The following is a 22423-nucleotide window of genomic DNA, read 5'->3' on the forward strand; positions in this document are numbered from 1 at the left end:
TCACCCCTCCTCGTGCTCGCCTACGATCCACCTCGGCCGCTGACGTCGCCCCCGTGGGTCCACGACGCCTCCGGGAGATTACCTACGATGGCGGTCGCACAGGTCGCCCACCCGACGCTTCGGGCCGTTGGCAGACCACGATCAGGGCCGCTTCTGGGGAGGTACAGCCGTGAGCACGGTGGTGTTCCGCCGGCTTCCGCGTCAACCGGGGCCCGCGCTGCCGCGCGGCGAGGTGCTGCTGGAGTCCCCACCGGAACTGCCCGAGCAGCAGCCTCGGGGCATGGGTCAGGTGTTGATGATCCTGCCGATGCTCTGCGGCGTCGGCGCGATGGCCTTCCTCTACGCGGGCCGTGGCGGCGGCATGATGACGTACGTCGCCGGCGGCCTGTTCGGCGTGTCGATGCTGGGCATGGCGGTCGGCACCCTGGGCAACGGCGGCAACGACAAGGCCGAGCTGAACGCCCAGCGGCGCGACTACATGCGCTACCTGGCCCAGATGCGCAAGCGCACCCGGCGGGCCGCCGAGCAGCAGCGTGCCGCGATGACCTGGCGGCACCCGGAGCCGGACGCGCTCTGGTCGGTCGCCGCGTCCCGTCGGCTCTGGGAGCGGCGGATCACCGAGGACGACTTCGGCGAGGCCCGGATCGCGCTCGGCCCGCAGCGACTGGCCGTGGAGATCGTGCCGCCGGAGACCAAGCCGGTGGAGGACCTGGAGCCGATGAGCGCGATCGCGCTGCGCCGGTTCGTCCGGGCCCACGCCAGCGTGCCGGACCTGCCCACCGCGCTGTCCCTGCGCGCGTTCAGCCGGGTCGCGCTGCGCGGCGAGCGGGAGGCGGTGCTCGACCTGGCCCGGGCCGCCCTGGGTCAGCTCGTCACCTTCCACGCCCCGGACGATCTGATCGTCGCGGTGGTGGCCGCCCCCGACCGGCAGCCGGTGTGGGACTGGGTGAAGTGGCTGCCGCACGCCCAGCACCCGGGGCGTACGGACGCGGCGGGCGCCCGCCGGATGGTCTTCGCCAGCCTCGCCGAGGCGGAGCTGGCGCTCGCCAACGAGCTCGGTGGCCGCCCCCGGTTCGCGCCGGAGGCGAAGCCGCTCACCACCGCCCCGCACCTCGTGGTGGTGCTCGACGGCGGCGAGGTCTCGCCGACCTGCGCGCTGATGGGTCCGGGCCTGCTCGGCGCCACGGTCATCGACCTCTCCGGCGCGGTCCCCCGGGACGCGGGCCGCTGGCTGCTCTGCCTCGACGCCGGGGACGGCACCGGGCTGGACCTGGTGCGGGGCACGACGACGTCCCGGCTGGGCCGGCCGGACCGGCTCACCATGGCCGGCGCCGAGGGGCTGGCCCGGCAGATCGCCCCCTTCCGGCTCTCCCAGCAGCAGGGCGCCAGCACCGAGGAGCCGCTGGCCCGCAGCATGGAGCTGCCCGACCTGCTCGGCGTCGGCGACGCGGCCACCGTGGACACCCAGCAGACCTGGCGGCCGCGCATCCACCGGGACCGGCTGCGCATCCCGCTCGGCCTCGGGCCGGACGGCAACGTGGTCGAGCTGGACTTCAAGGAGTCCGCGCACGAGGGCATGGGCCCGCACGGCCTGGTCATCGGTGCGACCGGTTCCGGCAAGAGCGAGCTGCTGCGTACGGTCGTGGGGGCGCTGGCCGTGACCCACTCGTCCGAGGAGCTCAACTTCGTCCTGGTCGACTTCAAGGGTGGTGCCACCTTCGCCTCGCTGGACGCGTTGCCGCACACCAGCGCGGTGATCACCAACCTCTCCGACGAGCTGCCGCTGGTCGACCGGATGCGCGACGCCCTGGCCGGCGAGATGAACCGCCGTCAGGAGGTGCTGCGGGCGGCCGGCAACTACGTCTCCCGGTACGACTACGAGAAGGCCCGGGCGGCCGGCGAGCCGCTGGAGCCGATGCCCAGCCTGCTCATCATCTGTGACGAGTTCAGCGAGCTGCTGGCCGCCAAGCCGGACTTCATCGACCTCTTCGTGATGATCGGCCGGCTCGGCCGATCGCTCGGCGTACACCTGCTCCTGGCGAGCCAGCGACTGGAGGAGGGGAAGCTCCGGGGGCTCGACACCCACCTGTCGTACCGGATCGGTCTGCGGACCTTCTCGGCGGTGGAGAGCCGGATCGTGCTCGGCGTGCCGGACGCGTACGAGCTGCCGAACGCGCCGGGCCACGGCTACCTCAAGACCGACACCAGCACGATGCTCCGGTTCCGCGCCGCGTACGTCTCCGGCCCGTACCAGGCGCCGGGGCAGGCGCAGCGGTCGGCCCGGGCGCAGGTGCAGCGCCGGATCGTCCCGTACGGCATCGACTACGTCCCGGCGCCGGCCGCGCCGACCCCGGTGGAGACCGCCCCGGAGCCGGAGCAGGGCGGCGACGGCAAGGCCGTGGCGATGCTGGACGTGCTGATCGACCGGCTCCAGGGGCGGGGCCGCCCGGCGCACCAGGTCTGGCTGCCGCCGCTGGCCGAGCCGCCGGGCCTGGCCGAGCTGCTGCCGCCGCTGAGCGTGCACCCGACGTTCGGCCTGACCACCGCGGACTGGCCGGGGCGCGGTCGGCTCACCGTGCCGGTCGGCATCGTGGACCGTCCGTACGAGCAGTGGCGCGACCCGATGATGGTCGACCTGTCCGGCGCGGGCGGCAACGTGGTCATCGTCGGCGCCTCGCTGAGCGGCAAGAGCACCATGCTGCGTTCAATGCTCGCCTCGCTGGCGCTCACCCACACCCCGCGCGAGGTGCAGTTCTTCTGCCTCGACTTCGGCGGTGGCGCGCTGCGCAGCGTGGAGGGGCTGCCGCAGACGTCCGGGGTGGCCGGCCGGCGGGACACCGAGGCGGTCCGCCGGACCGTGGCCGAGGTGGTCGCGATCATCGACGAGCGGGAGGTCCGCTTCACCCAGCACGGCATCGACTCGGTGGCCAGCTACCGGCGCCGCCGGGCCGCCGGGGAGTTCGCCGACGACCCGTTCGGCGACATCTTCCTGGTGGTGGACGGCTGGAACACGCTGCGCCAGGAGTACGAGGAGCTGGAGCAGACCATCACCAACCTGGCCAACCGGGGCCTGGGTTTCGGCGTGCACGTGGTGGTCACCGCCGTGCGGTGGGCGGAGATCCGGATCAACATGCGCGACCTGCTCGGCACGAAGCTGGAGCTGCGGCTCGGCGACCCGGCCGAGTCGGAGATCGACCGGCGGGCCGCGCAGAACGTGCCGGTCGGCACGCCCGGCCGCGGTCTGACCCGCGACAAGCTGCACTTCCTCGCGGGGGTGTCGCGGATCGACGGCAAGCGCGACATCGAGGACCTGACCGAGGCGTCGGTCGCCCTGGCCGGGCACGTGGCGTCGAACTGGCCGGGCCGCCCGGCGCCGAAGGTCCGGCTGCTGCCGCGCAAGCTGCCGGTCGCCGAGCTGGCGAAGGTCATCGACCGGTCGGCGCCGGGCATCCCGATCGGGGTCAACGAGTCGGCGCTGGCCCCGGTCTACCTGGACCTGGCGAGCGAGGCGCACCTGACCGTGTTCGGCGACGCGGAGTGCGGCAAGACCAACCTGCTGCGGCTGATCGCCCGGGGCATCGCCGAGCGGTACACCCCGGCCCAGGCCCGGCTGGTCATCGCCGACTACCGGCGCGGCCTGCTCGGCGCGGTCGAGGGTGACCACCTGCTCGACTACGCGCCGTCCAACCAGGTGTTCAGCCAGGGCCTCGGCTCGATCCGCAGCGCCCTGCAGAACCGCCTGCCCGGCCCGGACGTCACCACCGCCCAGCTGCGCGACCGGAGCTGGTGGAAGGGCCCCGACCTCTACATCGTGGTCGACGACTACGACCTGGTCGCCTCCGGCGGCAACAACCCGCTCAGCGCGCTGCACGAGCTGCTGCCGCAGGCCCGGGACATCGGCCTGCACCTGATCATCACGCGTCGGGTGGGCGGCGTGGCCCGGGCGCTCTACGAGCCGGTGCTGCAACGGCTGCGGGAGCTGGACTCGCCGGGCCTGCTGATGTCCGGCAGCCGGGAGGAGGGCGCGGTCTTCGGCAACCTGCGGCCGAGCCCGCAGCCGCCGGGCCGGGGCACCCTGGTCCGCCGCCGGGACGGGCAGCAGCTGATCCAGACGGCGTGGACGGAGCCGGCCTGAGGCCGGGTCACATCGATCGATTCGGGTAGCGTGCGGGACGACCGTCGCTCGGTAGGGGAGGACCGTGGTGAGCACGTCGTGGGGTGACGGCGGTGCCGGTGACGCCGTGGAGAACATGTTGCGCCAGGCGCAGGAGCAGCAGCGCCGGCTGGCCGAGTACCAGCAGCGACGCGCCGACCTGCGGGTGACCGGGGAGAGCCCGGACGGCCTGGTCCGGGTGACGGTGGACGGCGAGATGAAGGTCGGCGACATCGACCTCAACGCCCGGGCGATGCGGCTGGACAGCTATTCGCTGGCCGAGTCGCTCCAGGCCGCGATCGACGCGGCGTACGCGGCCTTCGCCGAGCGCCAGCAGGAACTGATGACCGAGATGCTCGGCGGCTCGGACCTGGTCCGCCGGGCGCAGGCGGGCACCCTGACCCCGGAGGACTGGTTCCGACAGTTCGGGGTGGACCTGACCGACCCGACCCGCGGCCTGCGCCGCTGAGCTGGGAGGAGGAGCGGTGGCGAACAAGGTCGACGTCGACGCGATCCGCAAGGCGAGCAGGAATCTCGACGCCCCGGACGGCCCGATCCAGTACCTGCGCAACGTGCAGACGTTGCTGGAGAGCGTGAAACTGCCGGGCGACGCGCTGACCCTCTTCGGCGGCGCGACCGTGCAGGCGCACAACGCCTCGGTGGACGGTCACCTCAACAACGTCAAGACCGGCATCGAGCACCTGCACAAGGCGGCCGAGCAGCTCGAGCAGACCGCCAAGAACTGGGAGAAGTCGGACCAGCCGTGGGTGGTCAAGTGATGGCCGGTGCGGGCGACGGGGAGGACAACTGATGCCGGAGATCTTTCTCGCCAACGCGTCCGGGGCGGTGACCGGGACGCACACGGTCGCCGCGACGACGGCACCGGTACGCGGGCTCGCCGCCGCGGCCCGGGCCAACTGGATGTGGCTGGCCTTCGCCGGGGTGCTGGTGGCGGCGGTCGCCTACCTGGAGACGTTCGACAACGACGAGGTCAACAAGTCCATCAAGGAGTGGGGCGACGCTGCCCGGCTGCTCGGTGGGGACCAGTTCGGCGCGGCGCTGGAGCAGATCCCGCCCTCGGACAACGAGTGGGACTTCGACGACCGGGACGCGTTCGACCTGTTCCTGCGGAAGCTGGGCGCGGAGATCAACTCGCTGGCCGAGGCGTTCAACGCCAACAAGGACACCCTCACCTCGGCGCGGGACGCCTTCAACGACGCGGTGGACGCGTTGGTCGAGGCGCTGATCCCGATCCTGATCGCGGTGATCGCGTCGGTCGCCCTGCAGGCGTTCCCGCCCACCGCGCCCATCGCGGAGGCGATCGGCGTGGCCGGCATGGCCGCCAGCGTGGCGATCCTCGCGCTGGTCTTCGGCGACATCAGCGCGCTCTTCACCACCATCGCGGCCGGTTTCCAGGGCAACAACCGGTTCGCCTTCGTGTCGGACTCGCGTCCGGGCTGGGCGGCCACCGGCTCGGACCCGGACATCAAGGACATCAAGATCGACTGGGTGCAGGACTCGAAGTTCTACCAGTGACGGAAGGGGTCCGCCGATGGCCGATGTGGCCTACGTGCTCTTCGTGTACTTCCTGGTGACCGTGCCGGTCCTCATCGGGCTGGCCCTGGTCGCCCAGTTGACCCGGGCGGTGTGGGCCAGGCGGGCCGCCGAGGTGGTGCTGATCACGGGAGGCGCCGCGCTGATCCCGGTGGTGCTCGAGCGGGCCTTCGAGAAGCCGGTGCTCTGGCTGGTCGTGGCGCTGCTGGCGGTCGTGCTGGTGTTCGGGCTGACGATGCACGTGAAGTCGTACCGCCGGTCGTCCTGAGGGCGGCCGGCAGGGAACCGGGTGAGCCGACCGTCCACGTCGTACCGTCGCCGCCGAAATGCCTTGTGGTGCCGGGCTGCGGCACCAGGACGGTACGAAAGCAGGGCTGCGCGGGCTGGACGTCGTCCGCTACGGTTCGGAGGGAAGTGTCCGTCGGTGGGGTGTGTATGCCTTGCCGCGGGGGAGGGGCGCGGCGGATCCGCCGCCACGAAGATGACGGAAGGGTGTGAAGCATGGCGTTCGAGGTCAGTGCAGCGACTCTGCACACCGCCGCGAGTGACGTGCGGTCCACGCGCAGCGACGTCGACGGTGAGCTCAAGAAGCTGTGGAACGTGGTCGACGACCTGGCGATGGCCTGGAAGGGCCAGGCATCCACTGGCTTCCAGAGCCTGATGACGCGTTGGAACGAGGACACGGCCAAGCTGCTGCAGGCCATGGACAACATCGCGGACCTGCTCGACAAGTCGGGCACGACGCACCAGGTCAATGACGAAGAGCAGCAGCAGATGCTGGACAAGTTCCACGCTGCTCTCAACCCGTGATCCGCGAAGACAGGCAGAGGAGGAACTGATGAGCATCAAGGTTGACTACGCCGTCCTCGAGAGCAGCAACCAGCAGATGCAGGCCATCTCGCGGACCATCGACGAGAAGCTGGACACGCTGCGCTCGATGCTGACCAAGCTCGAGTGGGAGGGCCAGGACCGCGTCGCGTACCAGCAGCACCAGGCCCAGTGGGACGCCGCCGTGCGGGACATCAACAAGGTCCTGAACGACATCGGCCACGCGGTCGGCATCGCCCGCGAGAACTACATGACCACCGAGATGAGCAACTCGAAGGTCTGGAGCTGACCCCACCGATTCCGCTGCGGCTCCGCTCCGGCTCTGCCGGGGTCGGGGCCGTGGTGCGTTTCCGGGCCGGTCAGCCGTCCAGTTGCGCCGGACGGCGACCGGGGCGCCAGCCGCGCCGGCGGCCGAGGGTCAGGATCGGTCGAAGCGTCAGCAGGGCGCCGGCCAGCAGCGCGCCGACCACGGCCACCCAGACCGCCACGGTCCGCTGCCAGGCCAGCGGGTCGGCCGGCGGGGCCGGCTTCGGCATCGCGCCCAGCGGCGCGTCCTGCCGGGTCCCCAGCAGGCTGGTCACCGCCCGGTACGGGTCGACCGTGCCGTAGCCGACCTCGGCGTTGTGCCCGTCGGGCGGGTTGTCCGCCGTGCGGGTCAGCCGGTAGGCGACCTCCTCGGGCGTGAGGTCCGGGTGCGCGGCGCGGACCAGGGCGGCCACCCCGGAGACGTACGCGGCGGCGAAGCTGGTCCCGCCCTGCGGCTCGCCGAGGTATCCCGATCCCTGCGGCGCCGGGCCGATGATGTTCAGGCCGGGCGCGGCGATGTCCACGTAGTGGCCGCTGACCGAGCTGCCGACGTGTTTGCCCTGCTCGTCGACGCCGGCCACGGCGATGACCCCCGGGTACGCGGCCGGGTAGCCCGGCCGGTCCTGCTGGTTCTCCTGCCGGTTGCCGGCGGCGGCCACCAGGACCACCCCCTTGTCGAGGGCGTAGTCGACGGACTCCTTCAGCACCGGGTCGTCGAGCGTCACCAGGGACAGGTTGATCACGTCTGCTTTGTGGTCGACGGCCCAGCGGATGGCGTGCCCGATCTCGGCGGGTACCGCCGGGTCGAAGTTCTCCTTGTTCTCGGCGAGCACGCGGACCGGGAGGATTCTCGCCTCGGGCGCGATCCCGCTGTACGGCACGCCGGTGCCCTCCCGGCCGGCGATGATGCCGGCCACCAGGGTGCCGTGGCCGACCAGGTCGCACTGTCCCCGCAGCTTCACCAGGCGGTTGAAGTCCTCGCCGGGGAGCACCCGGCCGCGCAGCAGCGGATGGTTGGGCGAGACGCCGGAGTCGATCACCGCGACGGTGACCCCCTCGCCCTTGGTGACCCCCCAGGCCGAGGAGGGGGTGAGCCGGTCCAGCGCCCAGGTCGGTTCGGTCGGGGCGGGGTTGCCGGGCGGGCCGCACCTCGGTGCCGCCGCGGCGGGGGCGGGTGCCACCAGGACACCGCCGAGCAGCGCCGCGAGCGCTCCACTGAGGAGGGACCGGATCCGGTGCCCGGTACGGGCGTTCACCGTCGTCCCGTCCGGCCGCAAGCTGTCGCGCACGCGGTGAGACTACCGTCGTCGCGCCGCTCGCGCGGTGACGGGAGTGGGCCCGCTCAGTTCTCGGCGGGCTCGGTGGCCGGTTCGGCGGTGAAGAGCGCGAGCAGGGCGCCGACCTGCTGGTCGGCCTCCGCCGGGTGGCGGAAGTGGCCGCTCGGGTTGATCGTGTACTCGTTGCGCCGGCCCACCCGGGTGCGCCGGAGGTAACCGCCGGCTTCCAGGTCGGCGACGATCGCCTGAGCGGCCCGCTCGGTCACGCCCACCTCGCCGGCCACGTCGCGCAGCCGTGCGGTGGGGTTGCGGGCGATGGCCAGCAGCACGTGCCCGTGGTTGGTGAGGAACGTCCAGTTCCGGGCGCTCCCGTTCTCGCGTGCTGTCGTCGCCATGGTGGCCATGGTATGGCCCGCCCGCGTGCCCTGGCGGCCCTGGCCCGGCCCGGTGGCGCCGGCGGCGGGTCCACGCAGGTCGGGGACCGGCCGCTGGTCAAGTGTCGCGCGACGCATGAATTCTGTATCACGTAAACCTTGACGTACCTTCTGCTGCGTGTGACGGTGGTCGGCGAGGCCGCCTCTGCCGCCGGCCGGGTTGACCAGGTCGTTCCAGGCCGAGCACGAGGTGACTGCATTGACGCCGACCACTCCCGAGCAGGCGCTCGCCGAGTTGTACGCCGGAAACAACCGCTTTGTCACCGGCGTCCCGCGCCATCCCAACCAGGACGCCGGGCACCGGACCGCCGTCGCCGAGGGCCAGCAGCCCTTCGCGGTGCTGGTCGGCTGCTCCGATTCCCGGCTCGCTGCCGAGATCATCTTCGACCGCGGGCTCGGTGACCTCTTCGTGGTGCGGACCGCGGGCCACACCGCCGGCCCCGAGGTGCTCGGCAGCGTCGAGTACGCCGTCACCGTGCTCGGCACCCCGCTGGTCGTGGTGCTCGGGCACGACTCCTGCGGCGCGGTGCAGGCCGCCCGCGAGTCGGTCACCACCGGCACCTCCCCGGCCGGGCACCTCGGCGCGCTGGTGGACGCCGTCGCGCCCAGCCTGCTCCGGGCCGCCCGGAAGGGCGTCGAGGACGTCGACGGGATCGTCGACATCCACATCGCGCAGACCGTGGAGGCCCTGCTGGCCCGGTCCGCCGTGCTCGCCGAGCGGGTGGCCGCCGGGCGGTGCGCGGTGGTCGGCATGTCGTACCGGCTCAGCGCGGGTGAGGTGCGGACGGTGGCCGAGGTGCCGGCGGGCACCCGGACCCCGACGACGCCCGCCCAGGCCGGGCCCGTGGACCCGGCGACCGCGGCCGTCTCCGGCTGACCGTCCCCGACGTGCGAGAGCGGCCGTCCCGCCTGGTCGCGGAACGGCCCCTCTCGGCGTACGTCGGTCAGAGCAGCGACATGTGCACGTGGTCGGTGTGGTTGGAGGGCCCGCTGTAGGACTTCCAGCCGGTGGCCGGGAACCAGATCTGCCGGTTCCAGATCACGTAGTAGATGCCCAGCCGGTCGGCGTTGCGGATGAGGAAGGCGGCGACGTTGTTGCCGTACATCCGCATGTCGTTGTTGTGCCAGGGGGAGAAGCCGCTCTTCTGCAACGACCAGTCGCAGGCCCGGCCCTTCGGGTGCTCCCACGGCCCGCCGGACCGGTAGCAGCCCACGAAGCGGTTGAAGCCGGCCCGCTTGACCTCCTTGTAGGCGTGCAGCGTGCGCGGCGTGACGCAGCCCGAGGTGGTCGGGTCGTCCTCGCTGCACGACTCGGGCTTCCAGTCGCCGTCGGCGGTCCGGCCGGGGCCGATCCGGGCCACCGGGGAGGTGGCCGAGACCAGGCCGCCGGTGAAGCCGAGCCCGCCGACCAGCTTCAGCGCCTTCTCCGTCTCGGCCTTTTCCCGGGCCATCGTGTTGGCCTGCTTCTGCTGCTCGCGTACCTCGGCGTCGAGGGCGATCTTGGCCTCCTCGGCCCGGTTCTTCGCCGCGTTGACTTCGGCGAGCTTCTGCGCGTTCACCATGTTCAGCTCGTCCAGCAGAGCGGCCCGCCGGACGAACGAGTCGGGCGAGTTGCTCTCCAGCAGCATCGTCATCGCACCCAGCCGGCCGGTCCGGTAGGACTGCGCCGCGATGGCGCTGACCTGCGGGCTCAGGGCGTCGAGCTGGGCCTGCGCGTTGCGCACCTCGAGGGCCAGCTGGACCTGCCGCTTCCGCGACTTCTCCAGCTTCGCCTTGGCCTGGATATAGCCCCGGTTCGCGTCGGCGATGGCCTCGGTGATCAGCGGATCATCCTCGTCCTCGGGGGAGTGCCCCGAGGGGGTGGGGCTGCTGGGCGCAGCCGTCGCCGGGGCGGGGCCGGCGACGATGGCGAACGCGGCGAGCACGGCCACCACGGGTGTCAACCAGCGGCGCAGAGGTGCCGTCACAGTGTTCCCTTCCGTCGACCGCCGACCGGGTTAGCTGACGGGTTCGGGACGGAAGTGGCCCCTACCGCTGGCGCGGATTCACCCCAGGTACCTGGTTCCCCGGCTCGCCCTCGGGCGATTGGGCGGTGGCACCGCTGGCGCCGCTGCGCGCCTTCGGCGGTGACCGGCAGCGAGGTTACCTGAGAGTCCGGGCGGGGATCTACGTCCGGAAGCCGACCACAAGCCCCATTTTGCCGTGGCGCTGCGTGACCAGCATCGCGTTGGCAATCGGCCGTCACGCAGCGGAGTGTCACCATCCGCTCTCCGTGCTCCTCTGTGGTCCGCGCCACCCGACCGGCGCCCCGCCGAGGGCCTCGAGAGCGTCGTCCCGCGTCGCCGGCCGGGGCGTCGCCGGCGGTTCGCCGTCCGGCGCGGCGCCACGCCGCCCGGCGGTGGTCACCACCGCGGCCAGTCCGGTGGTCAACGGCACGGCGGCGATCAGGCCCAGCGTGGCCACCGCGCTACGGACGATCTCCTGGGCCATGAACTCGCTGGTGAGGATCTGGCTGACCGGCCGGGAGTCGGCGACGAGCAGGAGCAGCAGCGGCAGCGACGCGCCCGCGTACGCCAGCACGATGGTGTTGACCGTGGAGGCGATGTGCGCCCGGCCCACCCGGGTGGCCGCCCGGTAGAGCTGGGTCCGGGACAGCCCCGGGTTGGCGTGGGCCAGCTCGGTGACGGTGGCGGCCTGGGTGACCGTGACGTCGTCCAGCACTCCCAGCGAGCCGATGATGATGCCGGCCAGCAGCAGCCCGTGCAGGTCGACCTCGCGCTGGAACATGGACAGCGTGGTGGCGTCCTCGCTGCCGAAGCCGGTCAGGTGGGTGGCGGCGGTGGCCAGCGTGCCGAGGACCCCGGTGAGCACCAGGCTGCCCAGGGTGCCGAGCACCGCCACCGAGGTCTGCGCGGTGATTCCGTGGGTCAGGTAGAGCACCACGAACATGATCAGCGCGGCGCCGACGATCGCCACCAGCAGCGGCGGCTGGCCCGCGCCGATCCCGGGCAGCACGAAGCCGAGCAGGACGGCGAAGCTGGCGACCAGGCCGCCCAGCGCGGCCAGCCCGCGCCACCGACCGAAGGCCACGATGGCGACGGCGAACAGCACGGCCAGCCAGACCAACGGCGTACCCCGTTGGTGCTCGGCGATCTGGTAGCTCTTCGCCGCCGGGTCGGCCGGGTCCATCAGCTCGACCAGGATGACTTTGTCGCCGACCTCGACCCGGGGTGCTCCGGGGCCCGAGGGGACGGGCGTCGCCACCTGGCGGCCGGCGTCCGGGCCCTGCTCGGCGGCGACGGTGACCGTCCCGCAGGGCCCCGTGGACCCGCCCGGACCCGCCGGCGTCTCCGGTGTCGGCGGGCAGGGTTCGGTCACCACCCGGGTCACCGTGCCGTGGTAGCGCGGCACGTCCCCGCCGCCCGCCGACTCGCGGGTGTCCCGGGGCCAGAGCACCAACGTGGCGATCACCGTGATCACGAAGAGCGGCACCACCGTCGCGACGAGGAGTCGTCGTACGCCCGGTGGGGCGGACGGAGCGGGACGGGTGTGGTCGGCGCCCATGGCGTGTCTCCCAACGATGCACAGCGGGATACGTGTCACCGGGCCGGTCGGTTCACCGGGCCGGCCGGGCTGGCCGCAGGAAGGCGCGGGCCGGGGTCGTCGCCCGGAATGGTAGCCAGCCGGCCCCGGCGTCGAAGCGGACGAGGGGTCGCCCGACCGCCTCGGCGGTTCTCCCGGGGCGGCCCGGCGCGCCCGCTACCGTGAGGGACGTGGCGACGAGGGCGGCGGTGACCGGACGGTGGGTCCGGCTCCTGTTGCTGCTCTGCACCCTGGTCGGGCTGACCGCGATGCACACCCTCGGCCACGGGACGCACGCTTCCGCCGGGCACGCCTCCGCCGGCCACGCCGCCACGGCCGCGGTCGCCGTCGACGTGGCGCGGGACTGCCCGGGCGCCGGCTGCCACGTCCGCGCGCTGCCGCTGACGGACCGCGGGGACGACCCGTCCGGCTGGAGCGTCTGCCTCGCGGTGCTCGGCGCGTTCGCCGTCGCGCTGCTGGTCGTCGTCCTGCTGCGGCTCACGTCACGAGCCGTCGGCGCGGCCGCCGGCGGGCCGCTGCGGTCCGCCTCCGGCCCGCGCGCCCCGCCGCCCCGGCGGTACGGGCTGCGCCTGGCCACGGTGTCGGTGCTGCGCAGATAGGAGGCCCCGACGCGGGTGGACCGAGAACCGGTGCCCCGCGTCCCCGCCTGCTGCGTACGTTCCGACACCGAAAGGCTTTCACCGTGTACACCCGTACCTTCGCGCGCCGAGCCGCCCTGGCCGGCGCGACCGTCACCGCCGCGCTCGCCCTGGCCGCCTGCGGCGGCGGCGACCACTCGACGGCCGGCTCCGGCCACGACATGTCCAACACCGGCACGCCCGCCGCCGGGGCCTCGGCCTCGTTCGGCGACGCGGACGCGATGTTCGCGCAAATGATGATCCCGCACCACCAGCAGGCCGTGGCGATGGCGGAGCTGGCCGAGACCCGGGCCGCCGACCCCGAACTGAGGAAGCTGGCCGGGCAGATCAAGGCGGCCCAGGCACCGGAGATCGCCACCATGACCGGCTGGCTCACCGCCTGGGGCCGGCCGGTCGCCTCGGCGAGCGCCGGTCACGGCATGCCGGGCATGGACCACGGCATGCCCGGGATGATGTCCGCGGCCGACATGGCGACGCTGGCGACGGCGTCCGGCACGGACTTCGACAAGCAGTTCCTGACCATGATGATCGACCACCACGAGGGCGCGATCACCATGGCGAAGGACGAGCAGGCCCGGGGCGCCAACCCGGACGCCAAGGCGCTCGCCCGGCGGATCGTCACCGCCCAGCAGGGCGAGATCGACACCATGACGAAGATGCTCGGCCGCCTCTGAGCGGCGGCTGCCGGGTGCCGAGATCGTGCGCGGTCCGGGCACCCGGCGCCGGCCGGTCCGGTGACATGTCAGAGTCCGGCCCCTCCCGGTCGGGTTCAGGCGAGGCCGGCGCGACGGCGGCGGTACTCCTCCTCGTCGATCTCGCCCCGGGCGTACCGCTCGTCGAGGATGCGCCGGGCGGTGCCGGGGGCGTTCCCGGCGCGGTCGCGCTCGGTCAGCCGGAACACCAGCCAGACCAGCCCGACCAGCACCACCAGTCCCAGCAGGGACCAGATCCACATCCAGCCCATCATCGGGCCGTGCCACATCATCTGGCCGCCCTCCCGTCCGTACCCGAGGGTCGGCCGGTCCGGCGCGAGGGTGGTGCCGGTCCCGGTCGCCACCTCGAACGTACGTCGGCGTCGGCCCCGCCGGGACGGGTCGGGCGGCCCGACCCACGGGCCGGAAGTCCCGGCTCAGCCGCGCTTCATCAGCCGTCCGACGGCGGCCATCATCTCGGTCGCCATCTCGTCGGCGCGGCCCTCGGCGGCGCCCTCGTGCATGCAGTGCCGGGCGTGCCCGTCGAGCAGGCCGAGGCCGACCTTGTCCAGGGCGGCCTGGATGGCGGAGATCTGGGTCAGCACGTCGATGCAGTAGCGGTCGTCCTCGACCATCTTCTCGATGCCGCGGACCTGGCCCTCGATACGGCGGAGCCGCGCGAGCAGCTGGTCCTTGCTGGCGGTGTAGCCCCGGGTCGGGGTCGTCGGTGCGGTCATGAGATCGAGGATAGCGTACCCCTCGGGGGTATGGTACGGTCCTTTTCGTGGCCGATACCCCCACCGGGTATTGGTACGAAGACGAGTGGCAGCCGTCTCTCCTCCAGCTACCCCAGGGGGGTATAGGATGAGGGCGGCGGAAGGGAGATTGGCGATGGTCACCACCACGTACCAGGTGCAGGGCATGACCTGCGGGCACTGCGTCAACTCGGTCAGCGCCGAGGTGGGCGCGATTCCGGGCGTCAACGACGTCCAGGTCGACCTGGCCTCCGGCCGGGTCACCGTCAGCAGTGAGAGCCCGTTGGACACGGACACCGTCCGCGCCGCCGTGGACGAGGCCGGCTACGACCTCGTCGGGGCGTGACGGGTCCGCGGACCCGAAGGAACCGAGGTACCACGATGAACACGGCAATGAAGCTGAGCGGCTTCGCCCTCGGCCTCGCGGCGGTGTTCGGCGCGGCGTACGGGGCCGGTCACCTGACCGACCCCGTCGCCCCCGCCGCCGAGACCCGCCACGACACCACCGACCCCGGCCACCGCGACGACCACGCGGCCACCCCCACCGACCACCTGCCCGGCGGGCTGCTCGTCTCCGACCGCGGCTACACCCTGCACTCGGTGACCGCCCCCGCCGGCGAGTTCGCCTTCCGGATCACCGGCCCGGACGGCCGGCCCGTCACCCGCTACGACGTGGCACACGACAAGCGCATGCACCTGATCGTCGCCCGCCGCGACCTCTCCGGCTTCCGGCACGTCCACCCGGAGCTGGCCGCCGACGGCACCTGGCGGGTCGCCTCGCCGCTCGCCGGGCCCGGCGTCTGGCGGGCGTTCGCCGACTTCACCCCGACCGGTGGTGAGCCGCTGACGCTCGGGGTCGACGTCACCGTCCCCGGCCCGCTGACGGAACACCCGCTGCCCCCCCCGGCGACCAGCAGCACCGTCGACGGCTACACCGTCACCCTGACCGGTGCGCCGCAGCCCGGCCGCACCAGCCGGCTCACCCTGACCGTGAGCCGGGACGGCCGGCCGGTCACCGACCTCCAGCCCTACCTCGGGGCGTACGGGCACCTGGTGGCGCTGCGCCAGGGCGACCTGGCGTACCTGCACGTGCACCCGGAGGGCGCACCCGGCGACGGGCGGACCCCGGCCGGCCCCGCGGTAGCCTTCGCCGCCGAGGTGCCCTCGGCCGGCACGTACCGCCTCTACCTGGACTTCCGCCACGGCGACGCCGTGCACACCGCCGAGTTCACCGTCGTGGCCGGCGACGTCCCGCCGCCCGCCCCGCCGACCACCACCACCGCACCGACCCCGGACGCCGGCCACGGCGCCCCCGGTCACGGGCACAGTTGACAGGAGGTGCCGCGATGACATCGACTGCGAGGTCCCTGCCGGTCGCGCCGAACATGATCGAACTCGCGATCGGCGGCATGACCTGCGCCTCCTGCGCCGCCCGCGTCGAGAAGAAGCTCAACCGGATGGACGGCGTCGAGGCCACGGTCAACTACGCCACCGAGAAGGCCACCGTCCGGTACGTCGACGACGTCACCCCGGCCGACCTGATCGCCACCGTGGAGAAGACCGGCTACACGGCCGTGGTACCGCTGCCGCCCGCGCAGGCCGCGACCGAGCCGGTCGGCGAGCCGGTGGACGAGCTGCGCGGGCTGCGTACCCGGCTGTGGGTGTCGGTGGCGCTGGCCGTGCCGGTGATCCTGCTGGCCATGGTGCCGGCCTGGCAGTTCGACTACTGGCAGTGGCTGTCGCTGACCCTGGCGGCCCCGGTCGTGGTCTACGGCGGGCTGCCGTTCCACCGGGCCGCCTGGATCAACCTGCGGCACGGCGCGGCGACCATGGACACCCTGGTCTCGCTCGGCACCCTCGCCGCGTTCGGCTGGTCGCTCTGGGCGCTTTTCCTCGGCGACGCCGGGATGCCCGGGATGACCCACCCGTTCCGTCTCGACATCACCCGGACCGACGGCGCCGGCAACATCTACCTGGAGGCGGCGGCCGGGGTGACCGTGTTCATCCTCGCCGGCCGCTACTTCGAGGCCCGGTCCAAGCGGACCGCCGGGGCCGCCCTGCGGGCGCTGCTGGAGCTGGGCGCCAAGGACGTCGCGGTGCTGCGCGGCGACCGGGAGACCCGGATCCCGGTGGACCAGCTCGTCGTCGGGGACCGGTTCGTGGTCCGCCCCGGCGAGAAGGTCGCCACCGACGGCGTCGTCGAGGACGGCACCTCGGCGGTCGACGCCAGCATGCTCACCGGTGAGTCCGTGCCGGTCGAGGTGGGGCCGGGGGACACCGTTGTCGGCGCCACCGTCAACGCCGGGGGCCGGCTGGTCGTCCGGGCCACCCGGGTCGGCGGGGACACCCAGCTCGCCCAGATGGCGAAGCTGGTGGAGCAGGCGCAGACCGGCAAGGCGGCGGTGCAGCGGCTCGCCGACCGGATCTCCGGCGTGTTCGTACCCATCGTCATCGCCCTGGCCGTCGGCACGCTGGGCTGGTGGCTCGGCACCGGGGCCGGGACGACCGCCGCGTTCACCGCCGCGGTGGCCGTGCTGATCATCGCCTGCCCGTGCGCCCTCGGCCTGGCCACCCCGACCGCGCTGCTGGTCGGGACCGGGCGGGGCGCCCAGCTCGGCATCCTGATCAAGGGCCCGGAGGTGCTGGAGTCCACCCGCCAGGTCGACACCGTGCTGCTGGACAAGACCGGCACCGTCACCACCGGCCGGATGACCCTGGTCGACGTGCTCCCCGCCGCCGGTGAGGACGCCGGCGAGCTGCTGCGGCTGGCCGGCGCGCTGGAGGCCGCCTCCGAGCACCCGATCGCCCGGGCCATCGCCGACGGCGCGGCCGAGGCGGGCACCCTGCCGGCCGTCAGCGGGTTCGCCAACGCCGAAGGGCTCGGCGTCAGCGGCACGGTGGACGGCCGCGAGGTGATCGTCGGGCGACTCCGGCTGCTGCGGGAGCAGGGTCTCGACGTACCCGAGGAGGTCGGGCGGGCGGCGACCGACGCGGAGGCCGCCGGGCGCACGGCAGTCCTGGCCGGCTGGGACGGCCGGGCCCGGGGTGTGCTCGCGGTGGCCGACGTGGTGAAGCCGACCAGCCGGGCGGCGGTCGCCCGGCTGCGCGAGCTCGGCCTCACCCCGGTGCTGCTCACCGGCGACAACGCCACGGTGGCCCGGGCGGTGGCCGCCGAGGTCGGCATCGACCAGGTGGTCGCCGAGGTGCTGCCGGCGGACAAGGTCGACGCGGTGAAGCGGCTCCAGGACGAGGGGCGGACCGTGGCGATGGTCGGCGACGGGATCAACGACGCCGCCGCGCTGGCCCAGGCCGACCTGGGGCTGGCCATGGGCACCGGCACCGACGTGGCGATCGAGGCGTCCGACCTGACCCTGGTCCGGGGCGACCTGACCGCGGCGGTGGACGCCATCCGGCTCTCCCGGCGGACCCTGCGCATCATCAAGGGCAACCTGTTCTGGGCCTTCGCCTACAACGTGGCCGCCCTGCCGCTGGCCGCCGCCGGCCTGCTCAACCCGATGATCGCCGGCGCCGCGATGGCCTTCTCCTCGGTCTTCGTGGTGGCGAACAGCCTCCGGCTGAGGCGCTTCCGCCCGGTCGGCTGACCACCCCGAGACCCCGCCGCCGGTTCCGGTCCATCCGGGACCGGCGGCGGGTTCCGTTCACCCGCGGTGAGGTCGGTGGGTTGACTGGCTGGAGCGTGGGGTACCTCCACATCGTCACGAGAACTGCTGAGTGGAGGTTCCGATGGGCATCGACGACAAGATCGACAACGCGAGCGAGAACACCGCCGGCAAGATCAAGGAGGGCGTCGGTCGGGCCACCGACGACGAGCGCCTCGAGGCCGAGGGCCGCAACGAACAGGCCAGCGCCAAGGTCAAGCAGGCCGGTGAGAAGATCAAGGACGCCTTCAAGAGCTGACGTACGTTCGTCCGCGTCGCCGGGCCGGCACCTCGCCGGCCCGGCGTGCTGCGCGCGGACCGCCGGTCCGGCGGTCGCGCCGCATCCTTGGCACACTCGATCCGTCGCCGCCCGATCGTCCGGGGCGCGGGCGGCGGCGCCGCGAACACGCCCGGGGCCGTGACCGACTGCCGACGTACGGAGAGAACGATGTCCGGTACCACCGCGATCCGCGCCGCCACTCTCGTGACGATGACCGCGCTCGCCGCGGCCTGCCAGCCGTCCGGAGAGGACAGCGCGGCCCCGGCCGGCAACTGGTCGGCGCCGCCGACCGCCTCCTCCGCCGGACGCGACCCGTCGGTCACCGCGTCGCCGCTGACCGCGGCGAACACCGCCGCCGTCTGCGCCGCCGTGGACAAGCTCATCGTCGCGAAGAGCCGGAAGATCGCCACCGACTCCGCGGCGGCCACCCGCCGGGACCTCACCCCCGAGCAGGTCAACGAACAGGTCAAGGGCCACCTCGCCGACCTGGCCGACGACGTACGCGGGCAGGCGGCCCGGGCCGAGGACCCGGAGATCAAGGCGCTGATCACCGACACCGCGCGGCGGATCGACGCCGGCGCGAAGTCGGCCACGCCGGTGAAGTGGCTCAGCTCGACGTTCGTGGCGATCCCGCCGCGGCTGACCCGGGACTGCCGGGCCTGATCCGGTACTTCACGTGGGTGACGGCCGGCGCGGGCACCACCCGCACCGGCTCAAGGGTGACGTCGAGCGGGCCGGCGAACAGGGGGGTGCCACCGCCGAGGACCATTGGTACGACGTGCAGCCAGAGCGTGTCGAGCAGCCCGGCGGCGAGATACTGCCGGATGGCGCTCGCCCCGCCCGCCACCGCGACGTCCCGGTCACCAGCCGCCGCCCGGGCCGCCGCGAGCGCCGCCTCGACGCCGTCGGTGACGAAGTGGAACACCGTTCCGCCCTTCATCGCCAGCGCTTCGCGCGGGTGGTGGGTCAGCACGAAGACCGGCACGTGGAACGGCGGTTCCTCACCCCACCAACCGGTCCAGTCGAGGTCCCAGGCGTCCTCCCCGCCGCCGAACATCCGGCGCCCCATCACGTACGCGCCGATGCCGGCGGTCATCTCGTCGACCACGTCGGCGTCGACGTTGCGCTCGCCGCCGGCCAGCCCGTGCCGCGCGCGCCAACTCTGCGTGGCGAAGAACCACTCGTGCAGCCGCAGGCCGCCCCGGCCCAGCGGATCCTCCCGACTCTGCCCCGGCGCCGCGACGTACCCGTCCAGCGACACCGAGATCTGACTGGTCACCTGTGTCATGTCCAGTGGACTCCCCGGGGCGGTGGAACTCATCGGTCGCCGGCCAGCCAGGCGGCGCGTGCCTCCAGATAACGCTGCTCGGGCCGGCTGGTGGTGGCCCGGGCGGCGGCCAGGTACGCCGCCCGCGCGCCGTCCCGCTCGCCGGCCAACTCCAGCAGGTGGGCGCGGACGGCGGCGAGCCGGTGGTGCCCGGCGGTGCGCTCGTCGGAGTCGAGCGGCGCCAGCAGGGCGAGCCCGGCCCGGGGGCCGTCCACCATGGCCACCGCGGCGGCCTGGTTCAGGGAGACCATCGGGTTCGGCGCGATCCGGGCCAGCACCCGGTACAGCGCGACGATCTGCGGCCAGTCCGTCTCCGCCGCCGACGGCGCCTCGGCGTGCACCGCCGCGATCGCCGCCTGCACCTGGTACGGGCCCGGTGGCGACCAGGTCAGCGCGTCGGTCACCAGGGCGACGCCCTCCTCGATCTCCGTCCGGTCCCAGCGGGCGCGGTCCTGCTCGGCCAGCGGGATCAGCTCCCCGCCCGGTCCGGTCCGGGCCGCCCGGTGTGCGTCGGTGAGCAGCATCAACGCCAGCAGCCCGGCCACCTCGCCGTCGTCGGGGAGCAGCCGGTGCAGCTCCCGAGCCAGCCGGATCGCCTCCCCGGTCAGCTCCGCCCGGCGCAGCTCGCCGCCGCTGGAGGCGGTGTACCCCTCGTTGAAGATCAGGTAGAGCACGCGCAGCACGGCCCGCAGCCGCGCGTCGCGGTCGGCCGCCGAGGGCATGACGAACCGCGCCCCGGCCGCCTCGATCCGCTGCTTGGCCCGCCGGATCCGCTGGCTCATCGTCGCCTCCGGCACCAGGTACGCCCGGGCGATCTCCGCCGTGCTCAGGCCGCCCACCGCGCGCAGCGTGAGCGCCACCTGGGCGGACCCGGTCAGCGCCGGATGGCAGCAGAGGAAGAGCAGCTTCAGCGTGTCGTCCCCGGTGGGCGGCTCCTCGTCGGCGGGCGAGGCGACGGTCCCGTACGCCGGCTCGCGGACCGCCACCGCCACCTCGCGGTCCCGGCGGGCGCGCTCGCTGCGCCACTCGTCGGTGAGCCGACGGGTGGCCACGGTGACCAGCCACGAGCGGGGATGGTCCGGCACACCCTGCGCCGGCCACTGGGTGGCGGCGGCGAGCAGCGCCTCCTGCACGGCGTCCTCGCAGGCATAGAACTGGCCGTGCCGCCGGACGAGCACGCCGAGGACCTGCGGCGCGAGGGTGCGCAGCAGGTCCTCGACCACCCGGTCCGTCACATCTCCGTCCCGGCCTGGTCCATCACCGGCCGCACCTCCAGCACGCCGACGCCGTGCGTGACGTCCGGCCAGCTCGCGGCGATCTCGGCGGCGCGCTCCGGGGTCTCGCAGTCGACCATCAGGTAGCCGGCGAACTGCTCCTTGCTCTCCACGAACGGCCCGTCGGTGATCTCGGCGCCGCCGCCGCCGGCGGCCGGCCGGACCGTACGGGTCTGCGACGGGTGGGCCAGGGCCTCGCCGCCGACCAGCTCCCCGGACGCGGTCAGCTCCTTCATGATCTCGTCGACCTTGCCGAAGATCGCGTTCCGGTCCTCCTCGGACAGCTCCTCGACGAAGCCCGGCCGGTTCCAGATCAGCAGCATGTACTTCACGGTCCACTCCTCGGGTACGGGCCACCGGCGGTGGCGCCTCTCGGTGACGGGTCGGAGCCGGGGCCTCCGATCCGACATCCTCCCCGAGAAAAGTCAGCGACCGCCGCGTACCGCACGGCGCGCCGGGGCGCCGACGTCGAGCGAGGCCCGGTCGGCGGCCGAGGTGCCCGAGGTCCAGCCCTCGGCGTCCCGGACCTGGAGCCGGTGCCGGGTGGTCCCGGGAAAGAGCTGGTCGACGCGATCCCGCACGGCGTCCGAGCGGGCGGCGAGCACCGGCAGCAGGCGCTCGTCGGCCCGCTCCTCGGCCGCCGCCTCGGTGGCCGCCCGCAGCCGCTCGCCGATCCGCAGCGCGAACGCGTTGAGGAAGGACTCGTCGTAGCCCTTGGTGCGCCGGCCACTGCCCTTGCGGCGCTCGCCCCGCCCACGCAGCATCGCCGCGGTCGCCTGCACCAGCAGCGAGGTGTGCAGCAGCTCGACCGCCGCCAGATCGGCCGGGAAGCCGAGGACGGTGGCGAAGCCCAGGTCGTCGGACCAGACCGACTCGCACCGGTTCGCCGCCGCCACCTCCTGGATCAGCAGTGCCTTCGCCGCCGCGTACGGGGCGTCGGTGCCCAGCCGGACCCCGCCGGGCCGGTCGGGTCGCTCGGCGGTCGCGTCGAGCAGGGCCGCGTCGATGCTGTGCCGGGCCATCAGCTCCTGCGCCTTCCCGGTCAGCGCCTCGGCCTCCGCCGGGAAGGTGGTCGACTCGGCCTTGGCGAGCAGGGCGCGTACCCGGTCCAGCATCCGCGACCCGGTGGCCGGCGTGATCGCGGATGGGGCGGCGGCCGCGGCGCCCGGTGGCGGGCGGAGCGTCGCGATCGGCGGCAGCCCCTCGACCAGCGCGACCGCGTCCACCGCGTCCCGCAGCGCGGTGATCCGGTCGCCCTCGGCCCGGCGGTCCAGCCAGCCCGCGTCGGCGTCCCACCCCGCGCCCAGCTCGGCGAGCTGGTCGTCGAACCATTGCGGGACCGGGCCGGACTGCTCCCGCCGCTGGGCGGCGAGCACGTCCCGGAGCAGCCGCGCGCCCCGGGGCGCCAGCCGCCGGGTGGCCATCCGCGCCACGTCGACCGGCTGCCAGCCGCGCGGCCAGAGCCGCCCCACGGCGCGGACCAGCCGGGCCAGCAGCGCGGCGTCCACCGCCGCGCCGTCGCCGACCACCAGCCGGTCCAGTGCCCGCTCGGCCACCCGTACGTCGGTGCCGCGCGCCGCCGCCACGGCGTCGGCGAGCAGCCGCTCGGCGTCCGACACGGGTGCGTCCTCCTGTCCCCCGGG

At 73.6% G+C, this 22423-nt stretch carries 25 protein-coding genes and 1 riboswitch; of the genes, 15 read left to right on the forward strand and 10 right to left on the reverse strand.

Annotated features, from left to right (window positions below):
* Nucleotides 1–169 precede the first annotated feature (169 nt).
* The 7 genes from eccCa to ACFYOS_RS22780 all read left to right on the forward strand — a co-directional run bounded on the left by eccCa (nucleotide 170) and on the right by ACFYOS_RS22780 (nucleotide 6824).
* Nucleotides 170–4135 (forward strand): type VII secretion protein EccCa, encoded by a 3966-nt coding sequence (gene eccCa / locus ACFYOS_RS22750; protein WP_387144963.1) that lies wholly within the window; start codon nucleotides 170–172, stop codon nucleotides 4133–4135.
* Between the two features lie 67 nt (nucleotides 4136–4202).
* On the forward strand, nucleotides 4203–4622 hold the full coding sequence (locus tag ACFYOS_RS22755) for a YbaB/EbfC family nucleoid-associated protein (RefSeq protein WP_387144966.1): 420 nt from the start codon (nucleotides 4203–4205) through the stop codon (nucleotides 4620–4622).
* 16 nt (nucleotides 4623–4638) lie between these two features.
* Nucleotides 4639–4932 carry a hypothetical protein gene (locus tag ACFYOS_RS22760; protein WP_387144969.1) on the forward strand — a complete coding sequence of 98 codons (294 nt, stop codon included), beginning with the start codon at nucleotides 4639–4641 and terminating at the stop codon, nucleotides 4930–4932.
* Between the two features lie 31 nt (nucleotides 4933–4963).
* On the forward strand, nucleotides 4964–5689 hold the full coding sequence (locus ACFYOS_RS22765) for a hypothetical protein (protein ID WP_387144972.1): 726 nt from the start codon (nucleotides 4964–4966) through the stop codon (nucleotides 5687–5689).
* A 16-nt stretch (nucleotides 5690–5705) separates the two neighbouring features.
* Nucleotides 5706–5975, forward strand: coding sequence for a hypothetical protein (locus ACFYOS_RS22770; protein WP_387144975.1), 270 nt, complete (start codon nucleotides 5706–5708; stop codon nucleotides 5973–5975).
* A gap of 233 nt (nucleotides 5976–6208) precedes the next feature.
* Entirely contained in the window at nucleotides 6209–6517 is a 309-nt protein-coding gene (locus ACFYOS_RS22775) for a WXG100 family type VII secretion target (protein ID WP_302769191.1), read from the forward strand.
* Between the two features lie 28 nt (nucleotides 6518–6545).
* Nucleotides 6546–6824: a WXG100 family type VII secretion target gene (locus ACFYOS_RS22780; protein WP_387144978.1), complete on the forward strand. Its 279-nt coding sequence runs from the start codon at nucleotides 6546–6548 to the stop codon at nucleotides 6822–6824.
* 70 nt (nucleotides 6825–6894) lie between these two features.
* Here ACFYOS_RS22780 and mycP read toward each other — a convergent pair whose 3' ends face one another.
* Together mycP and ACFYOS_RS22790 are read right to left on the reverse strand one after the other, a co-directional pair.
* Nucleotides 6895–8130: a type VII secretion-associated serine protease mycosin gene (gene mycP / locus ACFYOS_RS22785; RefSeq protein WP_387144981.1), complete on the reverse strand. Its 1236-nt coding sequence runs from the start codon at nucleotides 8128–8130 to the stop codon at nucleotides 6895–6897.
* 53 nt (nucleotides 8131–8183) lie between these two features.
* Nucleotides 8184–8522 (reverse strand): helix-turn-helix transcriptional regulator, encoded by a 339-nt coding sequence (locus tag ACFYOS_RS22790; RefSeq protein ID WP_387145079.1) that lies wholly within the window; start codon nucleotides 8520–8522, stop codon nucleotides 8184–8186.
* A gap of 229 nt (nucleotides 8523–8751) precedes the next feature.
* Here ACFYOS_RS22790 and ACFYOS_RS22795 point away from each other — a divergent pair, with 229 nt between their 5' ends.
* A complete protein-coding gene (locus ACFYOS_RS22795; protein WP_387144984.1) occupies nucleotides 8752–9429 on the forward strand; it encodes a carbonic anhydrase in 678 nt (225 codons plus the stop codon).
* Nucleotides 9430–9496: 67 nt separating this feature from the next.
* On the opposite strand, the gene ACFYOS_RS22800 is transcribed toward ACFYOS_RS22795, so the two are convergent.
* Both ACFYOS_RS22800 and ACFYOS_RS22805 read right to left on the reverse strand, forming a co-directional pair.
* Nucleotides 9497–10519 carry a coiled-coil domain-containing protein gene (locus ACFYOS_RS22800; RefSeq protein WP_387144986.1) on the reverse strand — a complete coding sequence of 341 codons (1023 nt, stop codon included), beginning with the start codon at nucleotides 10517–10519 and terminating at the stop codon, nucleotides 9497–9499.
* A 4-nt stretch (nucleotides 10520–10523) separates the two neighbouring features.
* Nucleotides 10524–10654: riboswitch (cyclic di-AMP (ydaO/yuaA leader) on the reverse strand.
* Nucleotides 10655–10808: 154 nt separating this feature from the next.
* Nucleotides 10809–12116: a YibE/F family protein gene (locus ACFYOS_RS22805; protein WP_387144988.1), complete on the reverse strand. Its 1308-nt coding sequence runs from the start codon at nucleotides 12114–12116 to the stop codon at nucleotides 10809–10811.
* 209 nt (nucleotides 12117–12325) lie between these two features.
* Here ACFYOS_RS22805 and ACFYOS_RS22810 point away from each other — a divergent pair, with 209 nt between their 5' ends.
* Complete coding sequence (locus ACFYOS_RS22810; RefSeq protein WP_387144991.1) at nucleotides 12326–12754, forward strand: DUF6153 family protein; 429 nt, start codon at nucleotides 12326–12328, stop codon at nucleotides 12752–12754.
* An 83-nt stretch (nucleotides 12755–12837) separates the two neighbouring features.
* Nucleotides 12838–13467: a DUF305 domain-containing protein gene (locus ACFYOS_RS22815; protein WP_387144994.1), complete on the forward strand. Its 630-nt coding sequence runs from the start codon at nucleotides 12838–12840 to the stop codon at nucleotides 13465–13467.
* Nucleotides 13468–13562: 95 nt separating this feature from the next.
* Here the strand turns inward: ACFYOS_RS22815 and ACFYOS_RS22820 are convergent, their stop codons facing one another.
* Both ACFYOS_RS22820 and ACFYOS_RS22825 read right to left on the reverse strand, forming a co-directional pair.
* A complete protein-coding gene (locus tag ACFYOS_RS22820) occupies nucleotides 13563–13850 on the reverse strand; it encodes an SHOCT domain-containing protein (RefSeq protein ID WP_387144997.1) in 288 nt (95 codons plus the stop codon).
* Between the two features lie 72 nt (nucleotides 13851–13922).
* Complete coding sequence (locus ACFYOS_RS22825; protein ID WP_046568942.1) at nucleotides 13923–14222, reverse strand: metal-sensitive transcriptional regulator; 300 nt, start codon at nucleotides 14220–14222, stop codon at nucleotides 13923–13925.
* Between the two features lie 154 nt (nucleotides 14223–14376).
* Between ACFYOS_RS22825 and ACFYOS_RS22830 the strand changes: the two genes are divergently transcribed.
* The 5 genes from ACFYOS_RS22830 (at nucleotide 14377) to ACFYOS_RS22850 (ending at nucleotide 18842) form a co-directional block, all read left to right on the forward strand.
* The gene (locus tag ACFYOS_RS22830) at nucleotides 14377–14586 is read left to right on the forward strand and encodes a heavy-metal-associated domain-containing protein (protein ID WP_387145000.1); all 210 of its coding nucleotides are present in this window, start codon (nucleotides 14377–14379) and stop codon (nucleotides 14584–14586) included.
* A gap of 35 nt (nucleotides 14587–14621) precedes the next feature.
* Nucleotides 14622–15572: a hypothetical protein gene (locus tag ACFYOS_RS22835; RefSeq protein WP_387145003.1), complete on the forward strand. Its 951-nt coding sequence runs from the start codon at nucleotides 14622–14624 to the stop codon at nucleotides 15570–15572.
* 14 nt (nucleotides 15573–15586) lie between these two features.
* Nucleotides 15587–17842 carry a heavy metal translocating P-type ATPase gene (locus ACFYOS_RS22840; protein ID WP_387145006.1) on the forward strand — a complete coding sequence of 752 codons (2256 nt, stop codon included), beginning with the start codon at nucleotides 15587–15589 and terminating at the stop codon, nucleotides 17840–17842.
* A gap of 142 nt (nucleotides 17843–17984) precedes the next feature.
* Nucleotides 17985–18158, forward strand: coding sequence for a CsbD family protein (locus tag ACFYOS_RS22845; protein WP_387145009.1), 174 nt, complete (start codon nucleotides 17985–17987; stop codon nucleotides 18156–18158).
* Between the two features lie 189 nt (nucleotides 18159–18347).
* Nucleotides 18348–18842: a hypothetical protein gene (locus tag ACFYOS_RS22850; protein WP_387145012.1), complete on the forward strand. Its 495-nt coding sequence runs from the start codon at nucleotides 18348–18350 to the stop codon at nucleotides 18840–18842.
* Here ACFYOS_RS22850 and ACFYOS_RS22855 read toward each other — a convergent pair.
* The 4 genes from ACFYOS_RS22855 to ACFYOS_RS22870 all read right to left on the reverse strand — a co-directional run bounded on the left by ACFYOS_RS22855 (nucleotide 18787) and on the right by ACFYOS_RS22870 (nucleotide 22399).
* Entirely contained in the window at nucleotides 18787–19467 is a 681-nt protein-coding gene (locus tag ACFYOS_RS22855) for a dihydrofolate reductase family protein (protein WP_387145015.1), read from the reverse strand. The two genes, ACFYOS_RS22850 and ACFYOS_RS22855, sit on opposite strands and share 56 nt — an antisense overlap.
* Before the next feature lie 29 nt (nucleotides 19468–19496).
* Nucleotides 19497–20741 (reverse strand): RNA polymerase sigma factor, encoded by a 1245-nt coding sequence (locus ACFYOS_RS22860; RefSeq protein WP_387145017.1) that lies wholly within the window; start codon nucleotides 20739–20741, stop codon nucleotides 19497–19499.
* Nucleotides 20738–21103 (reverse strand): YciI family protein, encoded by a 366-nt coding sequence (locus ACFYOS_RS22865; protein WP_387145082.1) that lies wholly within the window; start codon nucleotides 21101–21103, stop codon nucleotides 20738–20740. Before ACFYOS_RS22865 ends, ACFYOS_RS22860 begins: the two co-directional genes overlap by 4 nt.
* Before the next feature lie 102 nt (nucleotides 21104–21205).
* Entirely contained in the window at nucleotides 21206–22399 is a 1194-nt protein-coding gene (locus ACFYOS_RS22870; protein WP_387145019.1) for a DUF2786 domain-containing protein, read from the reverse strand.
* Nucleotides 22400–22423: the final 24 nt, after the last annotated feature.

The organism is Micromonospora sp. NPDC005806, assembly GCF_042871425.1.
In the GTDB taxonomy this organism is placed as follows: Bacteria; Actinomycetota; Actinomycetes; order Mycobacteriales; family Micromonosporaceae; genus Micromonospora.